Origin of the sequence: Shinella sp. JR1-6 (assembly GCF_004284735.1) — a bacterium.
GTDB lineage: Bacteria > Pseudomonadota > Alphaproteobacteria > Rhizobiales > Rhizobiaceae > Shinella.
In genome coordinates, this window is sequence record NZ_SHMI01000015.1 from 107,992 (window position 1) to 125,517 (window position 17,526).

The 17,526-nt window shown below is 63.8% G+C and carries 17 protein-coding genes; 3 read left to right on the plus strand and 14 right to left on the minus strand.

The window, feature by feature from the left end:
• Window positions 1-17: 17 nt before the first annotated feature.
• Complete coding sequence (locus EXZ48_RS34965) at window positions 18-746, plus strand: FadR/GntR family transcriptional regulator (RefSeq protein ID WP_050745280.1); 729 nt, start codon at window positions 18-20, stop codon at window positions 744-746.
• A gap of 24 nt (window positions 747-770) precedes the next feature.
• Here EXZ48_RS34965 and EXZ48_RS23000 read toward each other — a convergent pair whose 3' ends face one another.
• A complete protein-coding gene (locus tag EXZ48_RS23000) occupies window positions 771-1,265 on the minus strand; it encodes an Lrp/AsnC family transcriptional regulator (protein ID WP_023516494.1) in 495 nt (164 codons plus the stop codon).
• A 132-nt stretch (window positions 1,266-1,397) separates the two neighbouring features.
• Between EXZ48_RS23000 and EXZ48_RS23005 the strand changes: the two genes are divergently transcribed.
• Window positions 1,398-3,773 carry a transketolase gene (locus EXZ48_RS23005; protein ID WP_130518577.1) on the plus strand — a complete coding sequence of 792 codons (2,376 nt, stop codon included), beginning with the start codon at window positions 1,398-1,400 and terminating at the stop codon, window positions 3,771-3,773.
• A gap of 126 nt (window positions 3,774-3,899) precedes the next feature.
• Here the strand turns inward: EXZ48_RS23005 and EXZ48_RS23010 are convergent, their stop codons facing one another.
• From EXZ48_RS23010 to pcaD, 11 genes are all read right to left on the minus strand, one after another.
• Entirely contained in the window at window positions 3,900-4,403 is a 504-nt protein-coding gene (locus EXZ48_RS23010) for a hypothetical protein (RefSeq protein ID WP_130518579.1), read from the minus strand.
• A 144-nt stretch (window positions 4,404-4,547) separates the two neighbouring features.
• The gene (locus EXZ48_RS23015; protein ID WP_130518581.1) at window positions 4,548-5,879 is read right to left on the minus strand and encodes an MFS transporter; all 1,332 of its coding nucleotides are present in this window, start codon (window positions 5,877-5,879) and stop codon (window positions 4,548-4,550) included.
• A 33-nt stretch (window positions 5,880-5,912) separates the two neighbouring features.
• Window positions 5,913-6,701: a benzoate diol dehydrogenase BenD gene (gene benD / locus EXZ48_RS23020; protein ID WP_130518583.1), complete on the minus strand. Its 789-nt coding sequence runs from the start codon at window positions 6,699-6,701 to the stop codon at window positions 5,913-5,915.
• A complete protein-coding gene (gene benC, locus EXZ48_RS23025; protein ID WP_130518585.1) occupies window positions 6,698-7,726 on the minus strand; it encodes a benzoate 1,2-dioxygenase electron transfer component BenC in 1,029 nt (342 codons plus the stop codon). Before benC ends, benD begins: the two co-directional genes overlap by 4 nt.
• 36 nt (window positions 7,727-7,762) lie before the next feature.
• A complete protein-coding gene (gene benB / locus EXZ48_RS23030) occupies window positions 7,763-8,251 on the minus strand; it encodes a benzoate 1,2-dioxygenase small subunit (RefSeq protein ID WP_023513464.1) in 489 nt (162 codons plus the stop codon).
• On the minus strand, window positions 8,248-9,606 hold the full coding sequence (locus EXZ48_RS23035; RefSeq protein ID WP_130518587.1) for a Rieske 2Fe-2S domain-containing protein: 1,359 nt from the start codon (window positions 9,604-9,606) through the stop codon (window positions 8,248-8,250). Before EXZ48_RS23035 ends, benB begins: the two co-directional genes overlap by 4 nt.
• 76 nt (window positions 9,607-9,682) lie before the next feature.
• Complete coding sequence (gene catA / locus EXZ48_RS23040; RefSeq protein ID WP_130518589.1) at window positions 9,683-10,621, minus strand: catechol 1,2-dioxygenase; 939 nt, start codon at window positions 10,619-10,621, stop codon at window positions 9,683-9,685.
• A 48-nt stretch (window positions 10,622-10,669) separates the two neighbouring features.
• On the minus strand, window positions 10,670-10,960 hold the full coding sequence (catC, locus tag EXZ48_RS23045; RefSeq protein ID WP_130518591.1) for a muconolactone Delta-isomerase: 291 nt from the start codon (window positions 10,958-10,960) through the stop codon (window positions 10,670-10,672).
• Window positions 10,961-10,972: 12 nt separating this feature from the next.
• Complete coding sequence (locus EXZ48_RS23050; RefSeq protein WP_305850552.1) at window positions 10,973-12,154, minus strand: muconate/chloromuconate family cycloisomerase; 1,182 nt, start codon at window positions 12,152-12,154, stop codon at window positions 10,973-10,975.
• 462 nt (window positions 12,155-12,616) lie between these two features.
• Window positions 12,617-13,309 carry an alpha/beta hydrolase gene (locus tag EXZ48_RS23055; RefSeq protein WP_050745291.1) on the minus strand — a complete coding sequence of 231 codons (693 nt, stop codon included), beginning with the start codon at window positions 13,307-13,309 and terminating at the stop codon, window positions 12,617-12,619.
• Window positions 13,310-13,454: 145 nt separating this feature from the next.
• Window positions 13,455-14,243, minus strand: coding sequence for a 3-oxoadipate enol-lactonase (gene pcaD, locus EXZ48_RS23060; protein ID WP_130518593.1), 789 nt, complete (start codon window positions 14,241-14,243; stop codon window positions 13,455-13,457).
• Window positions 14,244-14,410: 167 nt separating this feature from the next.
• Between pcaD and EXZ48_RS23065 the strand changes: the two genes are divergently transcribed.
• Window positions 14,411-15,334 carry a LysR family transcriptional regulator gene (locus EXZ48_RS23065; RefSeq protein ID WP_130518595.1) on the plus strand — a complete coding sequence of 308 codons (924 nt, stop codon included), beginning with the start codon at window positions 14,411-14,413 and terminating at the stop codon, window positions 15,332-15,334.
• Between the two features lie 16 nt (window positions 15,335-15,350).
• Here the strand turns inward: EXZ48_RS23065 and EXZ48_RS23070 are convergent, their stop codons facing one another.
• Entirely contained in the window at window positions 15,351-15,737 is a 387-nt protein-coding gene (locus EXZ48_RS23070) for a DUF983 domain-containing protein (RefSeq protein WP_050745294.1), read from the minus strand.
• 156 nt (window positions 15,738-15,893) lie between these two features.
• Complete coding sequence (locus tag EXZ48_RS23075; RefSeq protein ID WP_130518597.1) at window positions 15,894-17,297, minus strand: PLP-dependent aminotransferase family protein; 1,404 nt, start codon at window positions 17,295-17,297, stop codon at window positions 15,894-15,896.
• Window positions 17,298-17,526 lie beyond the last annotated feature (229 nt).

Below are 17,526 nucleotides of genomic sequence, written 5' to 3' on the forward strand. Positions count from 1 at the left end.
ACGGCGGGGGGCCAGGTTTGACGCAGCAGCACGAGATGGAGACGCCGGACGCAGCATCGGTCAGCGTCCACGAGACGATCGTCACCACCATGGGAAAACGTATCGTTTCCGGGCACTACAAGCCGGGTGCGGTGATCGGCAGCGAGACCGATATCGGCCAGACCTTCAGCGCCTCGCGTACCGCGACGCGTGAAGCCCTGAAAATCCTGAGCTCAAAGGGCCTGATCGAAGGCAAACCCAAGATCGGCGTCGTCGTACGGTCCACCGAACGGTGGAACATGATGGATTCTCTGGTGCTCGACTGGGCGCTGCAGGATGCAAACCAGGCGGAAAAGGCGATCTCGGACCTCTATGCTCTGCGCATGGCGATCGAGCCGAAGGCGGCGCGTATGGCGGCGCGCAACCACGATCAGGCCAATGAAGCGACGGTCCGGCGCGCGCTGCGCGGCATGGCGACCTATCTCGACGAGAACGACCGGGTCGAGCAGGATGTCGCCTTCCACATCGCCATCCTGCGCGCGTCGGGAAATCGCCTCTTCTTCTCGCTCGGCGAGCTGATTTCGGTCGGCCTGCGCCACCTCTTCCACGCAGGCCTACGGGCCACGAGCGAGGAGGATGACCGCTGGATCCGGCGCCACAAGCGGGTTGCGGACGCGGTCTTCGCGCGCGACGAGGCCTCGGCGGAGGCGGAGATGGTCGCGCTGCTGACAGAGGCGCAGCAGACCCACGAGATCATCCCGTCCTGAGCCGGACGGAGGAGTCCTCGCCGCTCAGGGCCGCCCTTTGAGATGGCCAGTCGGAAGCGCCGTCGTATACTTGATCTGACTGAGCGCGAAACTCGAGCGAATATTGGCGACACCAGGGATGAGCGTGAGGAAGTCGACGACGAGGGCCTGGAATTTCATCAGGTCCTCGACCACCACGCGAAGCATGTAGTCCGCTTCCCCGGTCATCAGGTAGCACTCGACGATTTCCGGCTTGGTGCGGATGGCGGCGTTGAAGACGTCGAGCGATTCCCGGTCCTGCTGTTTCAGCGAAACCTGCACGAAGACATTGACCGCCAGCCCCAGCGCCTGGGCATCGACCAGCGCGACCGAACCCTTGATGACGCCGTTTTCCTTGAGGTCGTTGACCCGCCGCCAGCAGGGCGAGGCCGACAGGCCCGTTGCCTCCGCCAGTTCCGAAATGCTCATTTCGGCATTCTGCTGCAGGAGATCGAGGATGCGGATGGAGGCCGCATCGAGGCCTGGTTTGGAAATCGGCATGACTGACCGCAGAAAGAGGAGTTATCGGAATTCTGTTTCGCAATTTCGTGATTGCCGGTCAACTGCGGTCAGTTTTCCCGTTTGTGCCGGTGTAGCATTCCTGGTCATTTGAGGACGGGGAGTGAGACGAGCATGAACGAGGCGGCCTTGACGCCAGCGCAGCTGGAATGCCTGAAGGACCTGGAGCGGCAGGTGCTGTGGCATGCCTGCTGGATGATCCACAATGCCAACCACCTGCGCGAAAAGGGCGAGGTGAAGGTCGGCGGCCACCAGGCCTCCTCGGCCTCGCTCGCCTCGATCATGACGGCACTCTACTTCCATGTGATGCGGCCGGAGGACCGTGTTGCCGTCAAGCCGCATGCCTCGCCGGTCTTCCATGCCATCCAGTATCTGATGGGCAACCAGACACGCGAAAAACTCGAGAATTTCCGTGGGTTCGGCGGCGCGCAATCCTATCCCAGCCGCACCAAGGACATCGACGACGTCGATTTTTCCACCGGTTCCGTCGGGCTTGGCGTGGCGATCACCGCCTTTGCCTCGATCGTGCAGGACTACATTGCTGCCAAGCCCTGGGCGAAGACGCAGCCCGGCGGGCGCATGATCGCGCTGGTCGGCGATGCGGAGCTCGACGAGGGCAACATCTATGAATGCCTGCAGGAAGGCTGGAAACACGATCTGCGCAACACCTGGTGGGTGATCGACTACAACAGGCAGAGCCTGGACGGCGTGGTGCATGAAGGCCTGTGGCAGCGCATTGAAGGCATTTTCACCGCTTTCGGCTGGGATGTGAAGGTGCTGAAATACGGCGCGCTCCAGCAGGCCGCCTTCCGGGAACCGGGCGGCGAGACGTTGCGCGACTGGATCGACCGTTGTCCGAACCAGCTCTATTCCGCGCTGACTTTTCAGGGCGGAGCTGCATGGCGCAAGCGTCTCACAGACGAGATCGGCACGCAGCCGGGTGTCGCCGACCTCCTGGCGGCGCGCAGCGACACCGCGCTTTCCGATCTCATGGGCAACCTTGGTGGCCATTGCCTCGAAACGCTGATCGATACGTTCGAGAGTATCGATCACGACCGGCCCACCGTCTTTCTCGCCTATACGATCAAGGGCTGGGGCACGCCGCTTGCCGGCCACAAGGACAATCATGCCGGCCTGATGACCAAGGCGCAGATGGAGACGTTCCAGGAGCGCGTCGGTGTCGTGCCGGGTACGGAGTGGGAGACGTTCGGGGCAATCCCCTCGCCTGCCCCCGTACGCACGTTCCTGAAGACGGTGCCGTTCTTCGCCAAGGGTGCGCGACGCTTCACCTCCCCTGCCGTGCCCTCCTCCGGCCCGGTTTTCCTCGATGACCGCGAATTGTCGACGCAGGCGGGTTTCGGCAAGATCCTCGATGCGATCGCCAAGCGTGACGATGCCCTTTCGGCACGTATCGTCACCACGGCGCCGGATGTGACGGTTTCCACGAATCTCGGGCCCTGGGTCAACCGCCGCGGCCTTTTCGCCCGTGAGCGGATGGCTGACACCTTCCGGGACGAGCGCGTGCCCTCGGCGCAGAAATGGGAGTTCGGTCCGGCAGGGCAGCATATCGAGCTCGGCATTGCCGAGATGAACCTGTTCCTGCTGCTCGGTGCCGCCGGCCTGTCGCATTCGCTGTTCGGCGAGCGGCTGCTGCCCATCGGCACGGTCTACGATCCCTTTGTTGCACGTGGCCTCGACGCGTTGAACTATGCCTGCTACCAGGATGCCCGCTTCATGATCATCGGTACGCCGTCCGGCGTGACGCTGGCGCCGGAAGGCGGAGCGCACCAGTCGATCGGCTCGCAGCTCATCGGCATGAGCCAGGACGGGTTGGCAAGCTTCGAGCCGGCTTTCCTCGACGAGCTGTCCGTCATCATGGACTGGTCCTTCGACTACATGCAGCGCGACGGCGACGGCACGCACGACAGGCGCACCTGGCTCCGCGACGAGACCGGCGGGTCTGTCTATCTGCGCCTGACGACGCGGCCGCTGGAGCAGATCGCGCTTCGCCGCGAGGATCCGGCCTTCCGGCAAGGCGTGATCGACGGCGCCTACTGGCTGCGCCCGCCTTCGGCACGCACCCGCATCGTGCTTGCCTATCAGGGGTGCATCGCGCCGGAAGTCTTGATGGCGGCCGGGCGTCTCGCCGAGACGCATGGCGATGTTTCGGTGCTGGCGGTGACATCGGCCGACAGGCTCAATGCCGGCTGGACGGCGGCGCAGCGCGCCCGCCGCCAGGGGGATGCCAGCGCCCGCAGTCATATCGAGACGCTGCTTTCCACCGTTCCGCGCGATGCGGGCCTCATCACCGCCACCGATGGCCATCCGGCGACGCTCGGCTGGCTCGGCGCGGTGGAAGGGAACCGGACGGTTTCGCTCGGTGTCGAGCATTTCGGCCAGACAGGCACGATTGCCGATCTCTATGCGCATTTCGGCATCGATACACATGCCATCGTGGATGCGGCGCGTTCCTTCCGGACCGCCGGCTGAAACGGAGTACGGCAGCCCCTGCGGGCTGCCGGTAGCCTTTGCAGGGTTTGTGCGGCGCCGAAGATCCTTCGGCGCCGTGCCGCCCTCAACACATCGAGGGTATCCGCCGTGTGAGGTGGGCCCTTGTCAGGTCCATTCGTGTGCCCGCTCCGTTCGGTAAGGCCGCTCGGCAACAAAGAGCGACGGGGCGTGGCCGGCGACATAGTGCATGGCATCCGCATCGTCGTTGAAGCCGACAAAGACCATGAGCATGGCGCGGGCAGCCGGATGACCCTTCCGGCGGTAGGAAAAACGGATGGCGCAATGCGGATACTGCGTATCCAGTGTGCCTTTGCCTTCGCTGCTCTCGCCGGTGAGCGCAACGAACTGGCCGAGAGCAAAGAACCGATCGATGGCGGCAAAGGCCGAGGCTTGCGACATCTGCTGGTTTGTGCCGGCCCCGGCGGGGCGGCCGTAATAGAGGTTATCGGTCTGGCCCTTGCGACGCGCCGTTTCATAGACGACGAGGCCGCCTGCCACCGCCAGCTCCAGATGGGCGCTGAAAGTCTGGAAGCGTTCGGGATGGCGATCCAGCTCCGTAAACAGACCTCTCAGGTCGGCGACATAGTCTGCGTACAGCGCAGCGTTCATGGAAGGCTCACCTTTGAAATTCCGGTCGAAGTGCTGCGCTCCCTAACACAGGCACGGCGGCGTGAAAACGCCGCCGTGCCTGTGTGGTTGACCCGGAGAGGATCTTCCGAACAATCGTCTTTATCCTCGTGAGCCCCTCTGCGCTTAGGCCGTGACGAGCGTGGCCGCCTCCGCGCGGCGTGCATGGCTGAAGGCGAAGGCCAGCATGGCAAGTGTCGAGATCGCTGCCGGTACGGCAAAGATCAGGAAGTTCTGCTGCAAGGGCAGTTCCTTTGCCAGCAGCATGCCGCCAAGCGTCGGCCCGACAATGGCACCGATGCGGCCGACGCCGGATGCCCAACCAAGGCCGGTGGAGCGGACCGAGAGGTTGTAGAGCTGGGCGACGCTGGCATAGAGCAGGATCTGCGTGCCGATCGTGGTGGCACCGGCGATGAAGACCACAAGGAACAGCAGTGTTACCGGCAGGCCGAAACCGACGAGCGCGATCGACAGCGTGGCCGCGGCGAAGTATCCGATTACCACCTTCGGCAGGCCGAACCGGTCACCGAGCCAGCCGCCGGCAATCGCGCCGGCCATGCCGCCGAAGTTGAGCGAGAAGAGCGTCATCAGGCTGGCCTTTTCCGCATAGCCGGCTTCCTGCATGACCTTCGGCAGCCAGGAGGAAAGCAGATAGACGAGCAGAAGGCAGCAGAAGAAGGCGGCCCAGAGCAGAACTGTCCGCGTTGCCCGCTGGTGGCGGAAGAGTTCCGCGACCGATGCGGCGGCGCCTTTTGTCTCCGTGAAGACGAGCGTGTCGTCGCTCATCAGGCGTTCCCCCGTTTCGATGCGGGCATAGATGCGCCGCGCCTCGTCCTGCCGGCCCTGGCGCAGCAGGAAGCCGAGCGATTCCGGCAGTTTCCACAGGATGAGAGGCAGGATCAGCAAGGGAACGGCGGCGACGAAGAACATCGGCTGCCAGCCATATTGCGGGATCATCCAGATGCCGAGGCTTGCGGCGACCATGCCGCCGACCGAGTAGCCGGAAAACATCAACGCCACCATCGTGCTGCGCAGCCGTTTCGGCGCATATTCGTTCATGAGGGCGACGACGTTCGGCATGAGGCCGCCACAGCCGAGGCCTGCGAAGAAACGACAGACCGTAAATTCGCCCGGCGAGGCGGCAAAGCCCGTCAGCAGCGTCGAGACCGTGAACAGCACGAAGCTGATCGCAATGCCCTTCTTGCGCCCGATCTTGTCGGCGAGCGGTCCGAAGATCAGCGCGCCGAACATCATGCCGAACAGCGCCCAGGCCTGCAGCGCGCCGGCCTGAGGTTTGCTCAGCCCCCATTCCTTGATCAGCGTCGGCAACACCGTGCCGGCGATGAAGACGTCATAGCCGTCGGCGATCAGCAGCAGCGCGCAGAGTACCACCACCGTCCATTGAAAACTGCCGAAGCGAGCCTTGTCGATCGCCTCGTTCACATCGATCTTGCGCATGGTCACCCCTCCCAGAGTGCGGTTGAAATGTTGTCAGCCGAGATCGCCGCCGGCGACCGGCAGGATGTTCCCGGTGATGTAGGCGGCCTCGTCGGAGGCCAGGAACAGGATCGGCGCGACCTGTTCGTCGATGCTGCCGTAGCGCTTCAGGAAGCTCGAACCCTTCACCTGTTCGACGACCTCGGCCATCCAGGCCTTTTCGCGCGCAGTGTCGCCTTCCGCGTTTCGCGGGATGCGACGTGACGGCGCTTCGGTGCCGCCGGGAGCGGTAGCGACGACACGGATGCCGAGACCGGCCACTTCCATCGCCAGCGATTGCGTGAGGGCATTCACCCCACCCTTGGCCGCCGAATAGGGCACGCGGTGAATGCCGCGCGTGGCGTTCGACGAGACGTTGACGATGGTGCCGCCGCCCCGCGCCGACAGGATCGGCAGCACGGCGTGGCAGCAGTAGAGCGTCGGCATCAGCGAGCGACGGATTTCCGCATCGATCTGCGCCGGCTCGAATTCGGCATAGGGCCGCATGCGGATCGCGCCGCCGACATTGTTGATGAGGATGTCGATGCCGCCGAATTTTTCGGTGGCGGCCTGCATTGCGGCTGCCGCGCCTTCATAGGTTTCAAGGTCGGCGGTGAACGCTGCCGCCTCTCCGCCACTCGCTTCGCTGGCAACATCTGCGACGAAGTCGGCGCGATCGACGAACAGCACCTTGCCGCCTTCTGCCGCGGCGCGCAGCGCCACCGCCCGCCCGATGCCCTGGGCCGCGCCGGTCACCACCAGCACCTTGCCGGCAAAGCGGCCCGGGAAACAGGACGCGCTCATGCGCCTGCTCCCGCCGCCGCATTGGGCGTGAACTTTTCGTAGTGGAAGCTGTTCGGCTTCACGCCGGTTTCGTCGAAATGCCGGCGCACGGCATCGACCATCGGCGGCGGGCCGCAGAGATAGACGTCGACATTGCCGCCGTTCAGAAGTTCCGCAGGCATGTGCTGCGTCACCCAGCCTTTGCGCGGATGGCTGGAGGCCTCCTCGGCCACGACCGTGCTGTAGCTGAAGTTCGGCAGGCGCCGGGTATAGGCCTCGATCTCCTCGACGAGCACGAGATCAAGGTCGCGCGTCACGCCGTAGATGAGATGGATGCGCTCTTCGGATCTGTCCTGCACCAACCCCTCCAGCATGGAGAGGAACGGTGCGAGGCCGGTGCCGCCGGCAAGCAGCAGCAGCGGGCGCTTGACCTCGCGGAGGTAGAAACTGCCGAGGGGGCCGGTGATGTCGAGCCGTTCACCGATAGCGGCCTGTTCGAGCCAGGTGCTCATGACGCCGCCGGGGATCTTCTTGATCAGGAAGCCGACACGCCCGGCGCCCGGTACCGTGCTGAAGGAGTAGGAGCGGCTCTGGCCACTGCCCGGAACGGCGATGTTGACATATTGTCCGGAGAGGAACACAGGCGCGGCCCCTCCCCCGTCCATGTCGAGTTCCAGCACGATCGCGGCGTCGTTGTGCGGGGCGATCTTCGCTACCGTCGCGGCGAAACTCTGCTGGCCCGTCTTGCAGGCGAGCGAGGTCATCGGCACCGACAGCACGCAATCCGATGTCGGCTTCATCTGGCAGGTCAACACCAGGCCGCCTTCTGCCTCTTCGGCCGTCAACGCGTCCTCGATATAGTCGTCACCGAGGTCGTAGCTGCCACTTTCGGCGCGGCACTTGCAGGTGCCGCACACGCCGTCGGAACAGTCCATCGGCAGGTTGATCTTGGCACGATAGGCGGCGTCGAGGACCTTCTCGCCGCTGTTGCAGCCGATGAAACGGGTAACGCCGTCCTCGAAGTTCAAAGCGATCTTGTAGCACATGGCTCCTCCTCCTCAGGGTGCCGGACTGCCCGGTCGTCAGATGTGGTAGACGTCGATGACCTGGCGGATGTAATCGTCCTTCAACACGATCTTCTTGTTGGCGATCACGAGGTCACCGCCGCTCTCGCGCAGCGTGACGAATACGGTGCCGAAGAAGTGGTCGGTGACCTTGTAGCGATGGTTGAGGGTGTGGAAGTTGTAGCGTACATCGACCTCCCCGCCGCGCGCGGTCACCACCTCGACATTGGCGATCATGTGGCAGGTGCGCGGCTCGGGCGTGGAAGCGCCCGAACGCTCGGTCTTGATGCGGAAGACACGGTCTTCAAGGCCATCGCGGCTTGGGTAGTAGATCAGCGAGATCTGCGCGTGCGGATCCTCAGTGATCTGGTCGTCGTCGTCCCAGGCGGGCATCCAGTAGGTGACGTCGGGGGCATAACAGGTCAGCCACTCGTCCCACTGGCGATCGTCCAGAAGGCGTGCCTCCTTGTAGAGGAAGGCGCAAATGGTGTCGTAAGAGATGCTCATGCCGCCGCTCCTTCCGCTTCCGCGGCGAGCGCCTTGCGCATCACCCTGGCCCAATATTCATGCTGGCGGACGAACAGGCCTTCGTCCTCGCTGCGCTCTCCCGAGAGCAGCGGCGTGATGCCCATGCGTTTTGCATTGTCGTCAGGTCCATCGATCCAGAGCGGGGCACCGCGCGACATGTCGTTCCAGAGGGCCGTGATCCCGGCATAGCCGGCCTGACAGGCGCGGAATTCCTCGAGATCATCGGCCGTGCCCATGCCGGAGACATTGAAGAAATCCTCGTACTGGCGGATGCGCAGCGCGCGGTTTTCGGCGCTCTCGCCCTTCGGGGCGAAGCAGAAGATGCTGATCTCCGTCTTGTCGACGCTGATCGGGCGCGTCACGCGGATCTGCGTGGAAAACTGGTCCATCAGGAAGACATTCGGATAGAGGCAGAGATTGCGCGTCTGGTTGACGATGACATCCGCCCTGTCAGCACCAACGCGGGTCTTGATCTCCTCGCGGTTGCTGTAGACCGGCCGCACCTCCGGGTTCATCGTGGTCGTCCAGAGCAGGATATGCCCATGGTCGAAGCCGTAGACTCCGGCGACCGACTTGCTCCAGCTGTTGGCATCGACCGCCTTGGTGCCTTCCTCAGCCCGGCGACCCATGGTGGCGGCATAGTTCCAGTGCACGCTGCTGACATGGTAGCCGTCGCAGCCGTTCTCCATCTGCAGCTTCCAGTTCCCGTCATAGATGTAGGAGGAATTGCCGCGCAGAACCTCCAGCCCGTCGGGTGCCTGGTCGACAATCTGGTCGATGATCGCCCTGGTCTCGCCGAGATAGTCGGCAAGTGGCAGTACGTCCGCATTGAGGCTGCCGAAAAGGAAGCCGCGGTAGTTCTCGAAGCGCGGCACGCGCTTCAGATCATGCGAGCCATCCGTGTCGAACTGCGGGGGATATTGCGTGGTCTTGCCGTCCTTGACCTTCAGCAGCCTGCCGCCGTTGGAAAAGGTCCAGCCGTGGAAGGGACAGGTAAAGCTGCCCTTGTTGCCATGTTTGCGTCGGCAGAGCATCGCGCCACGGTGGGCGCAGGCATTGATCATCGCGTGCAGGACGCCGGCCTTGTCGCGGGTGATGACCACCGGCTGGCGGCCGATAGTGGTGGTGTAATAGTCGTTGTTGTCGGGGATCTGGCTTTCGTGGGCGAGATAGACCCAGTTGCTTTCGAAGATGTACTTCATCTCCAGTTCGAACAGGTCGGCGTTGGTGAAGATGTCGCGGCGGCAGCGGAACACGCCGGCTTCGTGGTCATCCTGCACCGCGTTGGCGAGCAGTTCGTCGAGTTCCTGCGCCTTGTCCAGGATCGTAGGCATGGCTCCTCCTCTCATGGCAGCCGCCGCTCGGCGGCGCCATTGCAACGATGTCGGTTGAAGAAAGGCTGGGGCGGCTTTACGCGGCCGCCCGCTTGCGCTGCAGGTTGATCTGGTTGTCGACCCCGTTCACCAGCGCAGTGAGGCCGATATCGAACACGATCTCGGCAAACGGTCCCTCCAGGCCGTTGGCCCTGATGCTCGTGTCGTCGGTCCGCTCGGTGACAGCCGGGACGAGGCCGTCGCGAGTGGCGTAGGCGAAGTCGTCGTTGACCAGCGGATCACCCGCGATGTTGATCTGAGTGGTCAGCTTGCGGTGGCCATCGGCACTGATGAAGAAATGGATGTGTGCCGGGCGCTGGCCATGGCGGCCGAGGGCGGAAAGAAGCTGTTCGGTCGGGCTGCCGGGAGGAACGCCGTAGCCCTTGGGCACGATGCTCCGGAACCTGTAACAGCCCTTGTCGTCGGTGACGATGGTGCGGCGCATGTTGAACGGCGCCTGCTTGCCGGTCGGGTCGAAGTGGGAATAGAAGCCGCGCGTGTCGCAGTGCCAGACTTCCACTGTCGCGCCGGGAAGCGGTGTGCCGTCGGCGTCGCGAACGGTGCCGTGCATGATCAGGGTGTGGCCGTTGGTATCCGTGCCGTCGTCGAGCCGCGCGAAACCATGCGCGACAGGTGCGCCGGCGACATAGAGCGGACCTTCGATGGTGCGCGGTGTTCCGTTCTTGATGCCGAGGTCCTCGTCGATGGCGTCGAGGCGCTCATCAAGGAAATGGTCGAGGCCGAGGCCGGGCGAGATGAGGCCGGCCTGGCCGGTGGCGCCGATCTCGTTGAGCCAGGCGATGCCGGCCCAGTATTCGTCCGGGGTGATGTCGAGATCGTCGATGGCCCTGAACAGATCCGACAGCAGGCGGTGGGTGATCTCCTTCATGCGCGGGTTGCCACCCGGCTTGTCGAGTCCGCTGACGTCCTTCAGAAAGTCCTGTATTTCCGGCTTGTCGAAAATCCTCACAGTCATGATAGCCCTCCTCCGGGTCTAGGTTGCGTCAAACGGTTTCGCGTCCGCTCAGGTGTCGTCCTCGCGGATTGACGAGGGGTGGCGCAGCAGCGGCGTCACCTTGATGGTCATGAACTTGAACAGGGGCAGCGCCGTCAGGACCGCGTGCAGTTCGGCATTGTCCTTGACGTCGAAAATACTGACATTCGCGTATTCCCCGGCGACGCGCCAAATGTGGCGCCACGTGCCGCTGTCCTGCAGCGCCTGTGCGTAGGCTTTTTCCCGTGCAAGGATGTCCGCCGCTTCCTCTTGTGGCAGATCGTGGGGAATGTGGACGTCCATTCGCACCTGGAAAAGCATGGGCTTGTCCTCCTACTCGGCGAGACTGATGGTCTTGCGCGGGGCGTTGCGGGCGAAGAACGCGACGCGATCTTCATCCAGCTCGATGCCGAGGCCCGGGCCACCGGGCACGGTCAGCTCGAAATCACTGTAGTCGAGCGGCGTTGCGAGAATGTCCTCGGTCAGGAGCAGCGGGCCGAACAGCTCTGTGCCTCGCTGCAGATTGGCGAAGGTCGAAAAGACCTGGGCGGAGGCGATGGTGCCGACCGGGCCTTCCAGCATGGTGCCACCATAGAGCTCGATACCGGCCGCATCGGCGATCGCGGCCACGCGCTGGGCATTGAAGAGGCCGCCGCTCTGCTCGATCTTGACGGCGAAGACATCGGCGCCGCCGACCTTTGCCAGTTCGAAAGCCGATTCCGGTCCGGTCAGGGCCTCATCCGCCATCAGCGCGATGGGGAAACGGCGCATCAGCCGGGTGAGCGCCACCGTGGAAGCGACCGGTTGCTCGACCAGTTCGCAGCCGGCATCGGCAAGGGCGGCCATGCCATAGGCGGCCTCGGTTTCACTCCATGCCATGTTGACATCGACGCGCACGGCGGCCCGCTCGCCCAGAGCGTGCTTGATCGCGGCAACATGGGCGATGTCCTCTCGGACGGTCTTCGCGCCGATCTTCAGCTTGAAGATGCGGTGGCGGCGGAGATCCAGCATGTGTTCGGCCTCGGCGATGTCACGGGCCGTATCGCCCGAGGCCAGCGTCCAGGCGACCGGCAGGCGATCGCGGCGGCGGCCGCCGAGAAGCTCGCTCACCGGCAGGCCGAGGCGTTTGCCTTGTGCATCGAGCAGGGCCGTTTCCACGGCGCTTCTCGCGAAGCGGTTTTCCTTGATCCGTTTGGCAAGGCGCGCCATCAGCACCGGCACGCGGGATGCGTCCTCCCCCAGCATTGCCGGGGCAAAATAGGTGTCGATGGCGACCTTCATACCCTCGGGGCTTTCCCCACCATAGGCGAGGCCGCCGATCGTGGTGCCCTCGCCGATGCCGATGGTGCCGTCGCTGCAATATACCTTCACCAGCATCACGCTCTGGCCGTTCATCGTCGCAACCGACAGCATGTGCGGGCGAATGGTCGGCAGATCGACCAGCAAGGTCTCGACCCGTTCGACGACGGGAGGGGATATGGTAGCCGGAAAATGCGGTGCAGGGGTCGTGTTCATGGGAGAACTATGCGCCATGCCTCCCCTGCCCGTCCAAGACCGATTGCATCTCCAATGATACCTGAGAGGTATAGTGCTGTGAAATCCACCGTGATTGGGCCGCTGGTCGGGCCAGAACAATCGCACCCAACTTCGGGTGATATCATAGAGCGTTGGCGAGCAAGGACGTGGGGTTAGCGAAACATTCGACGCTTCACTGGTCTGGACAGGATTTGGCAGCCGCGGGTTACGGGGCTTGAACGGTTTAAAAGATAGGCGGCGCGATAGGCCGCCATCTGTGCCACGGTCCCGTTGGCGTTGGGTCGCGTCGAGTTTCTCTTGCAGATCGATTGGGAGGTTTATGGCCGGGAAGACGGGAAAGCCGGAACGGTGAGTGTTCTGGCAAGCCTGGCGCCGTGGGAGGCTAAGTCAGGCAACAGAAGAGCGGGCGCCGGCAAGATGCTGCGCCCGCCCGATTGTCGTTCAGGCTGCCGATTGTGCCGCGTCTGCAATCAGGTCGGCGATGTCCTGGGGCCGGGAGGCCAGGGAGGCGTGGCTTGCATCGAGTTCGATGATTTTCCTGGCGCCCATGCGCTCGGCCATGCGCTTCTGGTTCTCGGGCGCGATCATCCGGTCGTGCGTGGAGATCTGATACCAGGACGGCTTGGTCTTCCAGGCCGGCGCGGTGACCGTATCGCCGAATGTGCTACCCAGCGGGGCCTTCTGCGTGACGGCCATCACCAGGGCCTCGTCGGCGTCGAGGTCCTGGCAGAAGCTTTCCTGGAATTTCTCCGGTTTGATCCAGAGATAGCCATCGCTGTCGGGGGCGATGTTGGGAAAGGCGGCGGGTGGATGCGCCTGACTGATGGCACCGGCGCTTTCACCGGCATCAGGTGCGAAGGCGGCAACATAGACCAGTGCCTTCACATTCGGCAGATCCCCCATCTCGGTGATCACCTTGCCGCCGTAGGAATGGCCGACGAGCACCACCGGACCGTCGATCTGCTTCACCATCTTGCGGGTCCGCTCGGCATCGTCGGCGAGCGAGGTCAACGGGTTTTCCACGGCGTGGATGTCGCTGTAGCCCATGCGCGAAAGCGCCAGGATGGCATGCCCCCAATGGGCAGCCCCACCCCAGAAACCATGGACAAGGACGATTGCCGGCTTGCTGCTCATAACTTCCTCCTCAGTTTCCGGATTGTTGTTGTCGTCAAGCGGCTTTTACCGCCGAATAAAATCTAGGTCTCGCCACCAAAATGCATAGGCCCGAGGGTTGGCTTTTGATGTCCTCTCCCAAGGGTATGGTGTGTGCACGGACGGCCTATTGTGTCGGCATGTCCGAAAAGCCGCGTACCAGTGCCGCGACGTCTGTGGGACGTTCGATGCATGGCAGGTGGCCGGCGCCTTCTATGATGCGGAACACAGCCCCCGGAATTCGGCGCGCTGTTTCTTCGACAAGCGAGGGCGGTGTCGAAAGGTCGCTTCCTCCGGCAATCACCAGCGTCGGTGCCGATATGCCGGTAATGGCGTCGGTGAGGTCGGCATCGCGCAAGGCCTTGCAGGTTTCGGCATAGCCGACCGGCGTGCGCTCCAGCATCCGGCGCCAGCCGGAAAAGGCTTCCGGCTGCTCTACGCGATAGGCCGGAGAAAACCACCGTGCCATAATCGCCTCGCCGATCGATGCGACGCCGTCCTTGAGCACGGCATCGATGCGGGCGTTCCAGGCATCCGGCGTGCCGATCTTCGCTGCCGTGTCCATCAGAACAAGGCGCGTGATCCGGGCCGGCGCCCGCACCGCGAGGTCCATGGCAATCAGCCCGCCGACGGAGAGGCCGCAGAGCATCGTATCCTGCCAGCCGACATGGTCGAGAAGGCCAGTGAGGTCGTCGGCGTGGTCGCGGATACCGCGGGGTGTAGGGCCCGCTTCGCTCAGTCCGTGGCCACGCTTGTCATAGAACAGGAGGTCGAAATCGGCGGCGAGTGCATTGGCGACCTCGTCCCATATCGCCACATCCGTTCCAAGAGAGTTGGCGAAGGCGATCCGCGGTGCGCCGCGCCGGCCGGCGCGGCGATAGAAGAGCACGATGTCGTTGGATCGGATGAAAGGCATTGTGGATACTCGCTCTGGTGTCGTCGATCCATGCGCCTCGACCCGGCCGGGCAGGTGTCTGGCCTATGCAGGAACTCCCGTGAAATTCTTGCTGCAAGGCTAGCTTTGGCGCCGCAAAGCGTCCAAGACTATCGCGGTCGCTTTCAATACCGGGAAGGTATAGTGCCATGGAGCTGCGCCAACTTCGCTACTTCGTCGCCGTTGCCCGCGAGCGTAATTTTTCCAGGGCTGCGGAACTGCTGCACATTGCCCAGCCGCCGCTGAGCCGACAGATCCAGCAGCTGGAAGAGACGCTCGGGGTCACCCTGATCGACCGCTCCATCCGCCCGCTGGTCCTGACCGATGCGGGGCGTTTCTTCTATGACCAGGCGAAGCAGATCCTTGCCCGTATCGATCATGTGCGCGAACAGACCCGGCGCATCGCAGCCTCGCGCCGGGAGATCTTCATTATCGGGTGTGTCGGCTCGACGCTCTACACCGGTATTCCGGATCTGGTGCGTCGCATGCGGGCCAGCTGGCCGGCGCTCGGCATCGAGATCCGCGAGATGATGTCGGTGGAACAGATCGCGGCGCTGAAGGACGGGCGTATCGATCTCGGGTTCGGCCGCGTACGGCTCAGCGACCCTGATATCGAGCGGATCACGCTACGCGAGGAGCGGCTGGTCGTTGCCTTTCCCAAGGGCCATCCGAAGTCACTGCCGACAGAACCCGTTGCGCTGAGCGAGATCGCCGGCGAGACGCTGGTGATCTATCCCTCCAAGCCGCGGCCAAGCTTTGCCGACGAAGTGCTTGCCCTCTGTGCGGATCTCAATGTCGAGCCGGGCACGGTCGAGGAAGTTCGGGAGATCCAGACCGCGCTCGGCCTTGTCGCAGCCGCCATCGGCGTGTGCATCCTGCCTGCGGCCGCCCAGCGCCAGCGCATGGACGATGTCTGCTACCGCGTGCTTTCCGACGAGCGGGCGACCTCGCCGGTCATCATGAGCTACCGGCGGAACGACGGCTCGGGGCGGATCGACGAGATCAAGGCGCTGATCCGTGAAATGTATGCGGAAAACCCGCCCTGGCTACGCCTGTCGAACATCACCTGGTAGCCCCTCCCCTCTTGTGTCAGGTGCCCGCCTGCCGGCGGACGACCTTGCCCTCTTCGGCCTTGTAGAAATACTGGCTTGCGACCAGCCATCCCTTGAGCGGCCGAAGCGGGGGAATGCAGGTCAACAGCATGAAGGGCCCCGTGACCAGAACCTGTGTCAACAGCGAGGCGCTGAAGGCGACCTCCAGCCAGACGGCGAGCAGCACGCTCGGCACGCAGGCGAAGCAGATGACGAAAAAGGCCGGGCCATCGGCGGGGTCGGCGAAGGAATAGTCGAGACCGCAGGCTTCGCATTTCGGCGCCAGCGTAAGGAATCCCTTGAAGAGATGCCCTTGGCCGCAGCGCGGGCAACGACCGCGAATACCGGTTTGCATGGGCGGCAGCTGGGGATAGGTCTCATTCATGGCAAGTACCTCTCTCGTTCCGTTCAATCCAATCATTGTATGCGTTCATATAGATGCAATCATGCTGTCAATTTGTCGAGCAGACATACTGACGCAGGCAGACGAACGTCTGCTGCCAGTGAGGCTGCATCCGTTCAATAGGGAAGATTTACGGAATCAGAAGAAGGACCCGGCCATTTCCGGGGGGCCTTCAAGTGCGTGCGCCATGAATTCGAGAGCGGTCTGGAGTTGCGGCCGCGTCACCGGGCCGCCGAGGCTGACCCGCACGGCTTCCGGCGGCGCGCCATCGACGGCAAAGGCGTCGCTGGCCATCACGCCGAGGCCGCAGGCCCGCATGTGGGTGCCGAAGGTGGATCGCGTCCAGCCCTGCGGTAGCGGCAGCCAGATGTTGAAGCTCATGGGGTCGGCGCGGTAGCCGGCAGGCAGGAGGCTGGCGGCAAGGGCCTGGCGGGCCGGAGCCTCCGAGCGCAGGAAATCGAGAATCGCGTCGGCCGTGCCATCCTCTATCCACCGCGTGGCGAGGGCCGCGGTCAGGGGCGAAGCCATAACATTGCCTGCCCGCATGGCCCCTGCAAAGGACCAGAGAGCCCGGCTGTCATCGGGCGCGACCACAAAGGCCAGGCGCAAGCCCGCACCGATGCATTTCGACAGTCCGCCGATATACCAGGTGAGCTGGGGTGCGAAGGCGGCAACGGGGGATGGGGTGCTTGCTGGAATGAAGCCATAAGCGTCGTCCTCGACGATCGGCACGCGGTATGTGTTTGCCGTTGCGGCGATTTCCGCCCGACGCGCGGCTGACATGGTCAACGTCAACGGGTTCTGCAGCGTCGGATTGAGGTAGATCGCCTTTGGCTTTTCGCGCATGCAGGCCTCCGCGAAGGCCTCCGGCAGGATGCCCTGATCATCCATCGGCAGGCCAACGAGCTTGAGGCGCAGCTGTGCGGCGATCGAGCGCATTCCCGGATAGGTGATGGCTTCTGCAAGCACGGTGTCACCGGGTTTGGTGAGCATTCCGAAGATTGCCAGCAGTGCTGGATGGGCGCCGGGCGCCACGAAGATGCGCTCCTGCTGCGGCGCGACGCCCTTGCGCCCGAGCCAAAGGGCGGCGGCTTCCTTGTCCATGGCCGCGCCACCGAAACTCTGGTAGCGCAGCAGCGGAACGAGATCGCTGGCGACCGCCGACAGTCCGTCACGCATGCGGGCGAGCAAATCAGGGTCGTCCGGCTCCGGGGGCATGTTCATGGAGGGATCGACCATGGCCGCGCGGCGGCTATCCGGCGATATGCCAACGGGAAGAGGGACGCGTGCTGCATCCGCGCTGCCCGTGACGAAGGTGCCGCGGCCGACATGCGACTGCACGAGCCCGCGCTTCTGTGCTTCGAGGTAGCCGCGGGCGACGGTGGTGACGTCGATGGCGAGCCGCCGGGCAAGGTCCCGGTGCGTCGGAAGCTTGTCGCCGGCCAAGAGCTGCCCGCTGCGCAGATCCATCTCGATCAGATCGGCGATCGCCATGTAGAGAGGGCTGCTGCTGCGGCCAAGATCGGGATGCCAGTTCTTCATGACCGAGGGTTCCAAGCCAATGTAGATTGACGGTATATTGCCTGTATGCCGGCCTGTCATCCACCACCGGCGGACAAAGCGTCGCAAGGCCACCGATGGAGTTGAACGGGCGAGGTCGGAATAGTGGAGCGTCAGCCGGCGGGACGCGATCCTCCCGTGTGATGGCGACGTCCATGGTGCGGGCCAGTGCGTGGGCCGCAAGCACAGTGGCCTGTCGGCGCAGTGGTTG